At 68.1% G+C, this 4,182-nt stretch carries 5 protein-coding genes; 4 read left to right on the top strand and 1 reads right to left on the bottom strand.

Annotation, left to right across the window (positions count from 1 at the left end):
• On the top strand, nt 1–401 hold a 401-nt coding region (locus H7290_RS01430), incomplete at its 5' end, for a CoA transferase (protein ID WP_290512234.1).
• 19 nt (nt 402–420) lie between these two features.
• Complete coding sequence (locus tag H7290_RS01425) at nt 421–1,563, top strand: acyl-CoA dehydrogenase family protein (protein WP_290512233.1); 1,143 nt, start codon at nt 421–423, stop codon at nt 1,561–1,563.
• Here the strand turns inward: H7290_RS01425 and H7290_RS01420 are convergent.
• Nucleotides 1,560–2,291 (bottom strand): MerR family transcriptional regulator, encoded by a 732-nt coding sequence (locus H7290_RS01420; RefSeq protein WP_290512232.1) that lies wholly within the window; start codon nt 2,289–2,291, stop codon nt 1,560–1,562. The genes H7290_RS01425 and H7290_RS01420 overlap by 4 nt on opposite strands.
• Before the next feature lie 134 nt (nt 2,292–2,425).
• On the opposite strand from H7290_RS01420, the gene H7290_RS01415 reads away from it, so the two are divergent.
• Together H7290_RS01415 and H7290_RS01410 are read left to right on the top strand one after the other, a co-directional pair.
• A complete protein-coding gene (locus H7290_RS01415) occupies nt 2,426–3,640 on the top strand; it encodes an acetyl-CoA C-acetyltransferase (RefSeq protein WP_290512231.1) in 1,215 nt (404 codons plus the stop codon).
• Nucleotides 3,641–3,674: 34 nt separating this feature from the next.
• Entirely contained in the window at nt 3,675–4,031 is a 357-nt protein-coding gene (locus H7290_RS01410) for an enoyl-CoA hydratase-related protein (RefSeq protein ID WP_290512235.1), read from the top strand.
• The last annotated feature ends 151 nt before the right edge of the window (nt 4,032–4,182 follow it).

Genomic DNA, 4,182 nt, shown 5'->3' with positions numbered 1-4,182 from the left:
TGGCTCAGCACCTCGACGGGGTCGAGCTGCCCGACCGCAACGACCTGCGCCAGTGGCCCGCGCTGCGGGAGCGGCTCGCCGAGGTCTTCGCGACCCGCACCCAGGCCGAGTGGACCGAGGTCTTCGGCGAGTCCGACGCCTGCGTCGCGCCAGTGGTGCCGATGCACGAGGCCGCCCATCACCCCCACAACGTCGCCCGCGGCACCTACGTCGAACGTGACGGTCTGGTACAGCCGGCGCCGGCGCCCCGTTTCTCGGCCACGCCGGCCGAGCTCGGCGCTCCACCGTCGGTGCCCGGCGCCGACACCCGCTCCGCGCTCACCGCGTGGGGAATCTCGAACGTCGACCAGCTGATTTCTGACGGCGTGGCCGTCCAGCATCCCCCCGCGGCGAAGCCGTGAAATCCAACGAGGAGACCTCATGAAGCGCGACATCTTCGACGCCGACCACGACGCGTTCCGCGACACGGTCCGGACCTTCTGCGAGAAGGAGATCGCCCCGCACCACGACGAGTGGGAGAAGGCGTCGATCGTCCCGCGCGAGGTGTGGACCAAGGCCGGTGAGGTGGGCCTGCTCGGCTTCATGATGCCCGAGGAGCACGGCGGCGGCGGCATGAGCGACTTCCGCTACAACGCGATCCTCACCGAGGAGATCACCCGCATCGGGGCCAGTGGCATCGGCTTCGTCATCCAGACCGACCTCGTGTCGGGCTACCTGCTGTCGTTGGCCACCGAGGAGCAGAAGCAGCGGTGGTTCGCGACATTCTGCAGCGGCGAGATGATCACCGCGATCGCCATGACCGAACCGGGCACCGGCTCGGACCTGCAGGGCATCAAGACCACGGCGGTCCTCGACGGTGACGAGTACGTCATCAACGGCTCCAAGACGTTCATCACCAACGGCATCAACGCCGACTTCGTCATCGTGGTCTGCCAGACCGACCCGTCGGCCGGGGCGATGGGCTTCTCGCTCATCGCGGTCGAGCGTGGCGCCGAAGGCTTCGAGCGTGGTCGCAACCTCGACAAGATCGGTCTCAAGGCCCAGGACACCGCCGAGCTGTTCTTCGACAACGTGCGGGTCCCGGCCACCAACCTCCTCGGCGAGGCCGGCCAGGGCTTCATTTACCTGATGCAGAACCTGCCCCAGGAGCGCCTGTCGATCTCGGTCGTCGCGGCGGCCGCCAGTCGCCGGATGATCGACATGACGGTCGAGTACGTCAAGGATCGCAAGGCGTTCGGCAAGCCGATCGGCTCGTTCCAGAACTCCCGGTTCACCCTGGCCGAGCTCGAGACGGAGGCGCGGATCGCCCAGGTGTTCGTCGATGAGTCGATCACCCGCCTCAACGCCGGCACGTTGACCGTCGAGGACGCCGCAATGGGCAAGTGGTGGACGACCGAGCTGCAGAAGAAGGTCGCCGACCAGTGCCTGCAACTGCACGGGGGGTACGGCTACATGTCGGAGTACCCGATCTCGAAGGCCTATCTCGACACGCGCATCCAGACGATCTACGGCGGCACCACCGAGATCATGAAGGAGATCATCGGCCGCGGGATGGGCCTCTAGCTCCGGCGGCGCACCGTCTCGCGCTTGGCCTCGTCGACCGCGGTCTCGTAGGCCGTCACGAGGGCCTGGATCGTCAGCGGCTTGAATCGCTCGACCTGGGACGTGATGTCCTCGGCGCTGCGACCGGACGACCGCAGGGCCGGCCACCACAGGGTGCGGAACAGCTCTGTCACGTCGTGGGCGGCCTTCTTGCCGGCCGCATCGAAGATCTTGCGTGCGGCGAGCGCGACGTCGATCGGCATCTCGGTCTCGAGGAACTGCACGCCGACGGCCAGGTGGGCCGGCGCGACCCGGAAGATGTCGTCGTCGGGGGTGGGTTCCACGACGCCGATGGCCACCAACAGCTCGAGGTCGTCGTCGCTGAGGGGGCGGCCGGTTCGGACCTGCAGCTCATCGCGGGTGACCGTCTCGGGCAGGTCTGTGGTCCATGGCGCGAGCAGCGTGCGGTGCAGCGCGACGCGCTCGGGAGGCGCCGACTCCGGGATGTTCTCCAGGTAGCGCTCGATCGCCGAGAGCGTGAACCCGTGGGCCTGCAGCTCGCGCACCAGCTCGAGGCGCGCGATGTGGTCGGGCCCGTAGTAGCCGTTGCGGCCCTCGCGGCGCGGCGGCGGGATCAGACCGCGACCGGCGTAGAAGCGCACCGTGCGCACCGACATGCCGACCCGGGTGGCGAGCTGCTCGACGCTGAGTGTCTCTGCAGGTGGCGTCTCGGCGGGGCCTTCGGTCATGGAGGGAGACTATGCCACCAGCCAGTGAGGTGTGACGCCTCGCACGAGGGTCGAACTACCACTTTGACAGTGTTGGTGTCACAATCGTGGGTACGTCATCAACGACGTCCCGTCTGTCTGTGAGGAACCCTGTGATGACTGAAGCATTCGTCTACGACGCCATCCGCACCCCGCGTGGTCGCGGCAAGAAGACCGGATCGCTGCACGAGGTCAAGCCGATCGCGCTCGCGACCGGCCAGATCGAGGAGATCCAGAAGCGCAATCCCTCCTTGGATCCCGCGCTGATCGACGATCTCGTCCTCGGCTGCGTCTCCCCCGTCGGCGACCAGGGCGGCGACATCGCCAAGACCGCTGCGCTCGCCGCGGGCCTGCCCGACTCGGTCGCCGGCGTCCAGCTCAACCGCTTCTGCGCCTCGGGCCTCGAGGCGGTCAACCAGGCCGCTCAGCGCGTGCGCTCGGGCTGGGAGGACTTCATCCTCGCCGGTGGTGGCGAGTCGATGAGCCGTGTGCCCATGGGCAGCGACGGCGGCGCCTGGGCCATGGATCCCCGCACCTCGTCCGACACCGACTTCGTGCCGCAGGGCATCGGTGCCGACCTGATCGCGACGCTCGAGGGGTACAGCCGCACCGACGTCGACACCTTCGCCGCCGAGTCGCAGGCCCGTGCCGCCAAGGCGATCGCCAACGGCTACTTCGACAAGTCGGTCGTCCCGGTCAAGGACATCAACGGCCTGACGATCCTTGACCACGACGAGTTCGTGCGCGAGGGCACCACGGTCGAGAGCCTGTCGGCCCTGCCCGCCTCGTTCGCGGGCATCGGCGACATGGGCGGCTTCGACGCCGTCGCTTTGGAGAAGTACACGCAGGTCGAGAAGATCAACCACGTGCACCACGCCGGCAACAGCTCAGGCCTCGTCGACGGTGCCGCGCTGGTGCTGATCGGCAGCGAGGAGGCCGGCAAGAAGTCAGGCCTGACTCCCCGCGCCCGCATCCTGGCCACGGCCGTCACCGGCTCGGAGCCGACCATCATGCTGACGGGCCCCGGCCCGGCCAGCAAGAAGGCGCTGGCCAAGGCCGGCCTGTCGATCGAGGACATCGACCTGATCGAGATCAACGAGGCCTTCGCGGCCGTCGCCATGCGCCTGATGAAGGACCTCGGCGACTTCCCGCACGACCGCACCAACGTCAACGGTGGCGCCATCGCGATGGGCCACCCGCTGGGTGCCACTGGCGCGATGATCCTCGGCACCCTGATCGACGAGCTGGAGCGCCGCGACAAGCGGTACGGCCTGGCCACCTTGTGCGTCGGCGGCGGCATGGGCATTGCCACCATCGTCGAGCGCATCTGACCCGCATCCACTTCTCAGGAGAACAGACACTTCCATGACGACTGAAGCAGTGCAGAATGCACCCGAGTCCGGTGCAGTCCACTACGAGCTCAAGGACGGCATCGGGCATCTCGTGCTCGACGATCCGAATCAGAGCGCCAACACGATGAACCAGGCGTACACCGACTCGATGGAGCAGGCCGTCAACGCCTTCGCCGACGACGTCGCCAGCCACGGCGATGCTGTCAAGGGCGCCGTGGTGTCCTCGGCGAAGAAGACCTTCTTCGCCGGTGGCGACCTCAAGCTGATGACGCAGGCCACCCCGGCCGACGCGCCCGAGCTCTTCGCCAACGTCGAGCGGGTCAAGGCCACGCTGCGCAAGCTGGAGACCTCGGGCAGGCCGATCTCGTAGCGACCGTCGGCTGCCACGCGGTGGGGGCAGGCCCGGGCGATCTCGGGGCCGCCGCCCAGCGCAGCACCGTTGATGGCCGCGACGACGGGCCTGCCCGAGGTCTCCAGCTTGCGCAGCGTGGCCTTGACCCGCTCGACGTTGGCGAAGAGCT

The sequence above is a fragment of the Aeromicrobium sp. genome, assembly GCF_014378035.1.
Lineage (GTDB): Bacteria > Actinomycetota > Actinomycetes > Propionibacteriales > Nocardioidaceae > Aeromicrobium.
The sequence above is the reverse complement of the archived record's forward strand: the minus strand, read 5'-3'. Positions and strand labels throughout refer to the sequence as shown.

What these genes read in the sequence shown, in the direction of transcription:
- H7290_RS01425 (WP_290512233.1), top strand. Translation starts at nt 421, where the DNA reads ATGAAGCGCGACATCTTCGACGCCGACCACGACGCGTTCCGCGACACG.
- H7290_RS01420 (WP_290512232.1), bottom strand. Translation starts at nt 2,291, where the DNA reads ATGACCGAAGGCCCCGCCGAGACGCCACCTGCAGAGACACTCAGCGTC.
- H7290_RS01415 (WP_290512231.1), top strand. Translation starts at nt 2,426, where the DNA reads ATGACTGAAGCATTCGTCTACGACGCCATCCGCACCCCGCGTGGTCGC.
- H7290_RS01410 (WP_290512235.1), top strand. Translation starts at nt 3,675, where the DNA reads ATGACGACTGAAGCAGTGCAGAATGCACCCGAGTCCGGTGCAGTCCAC.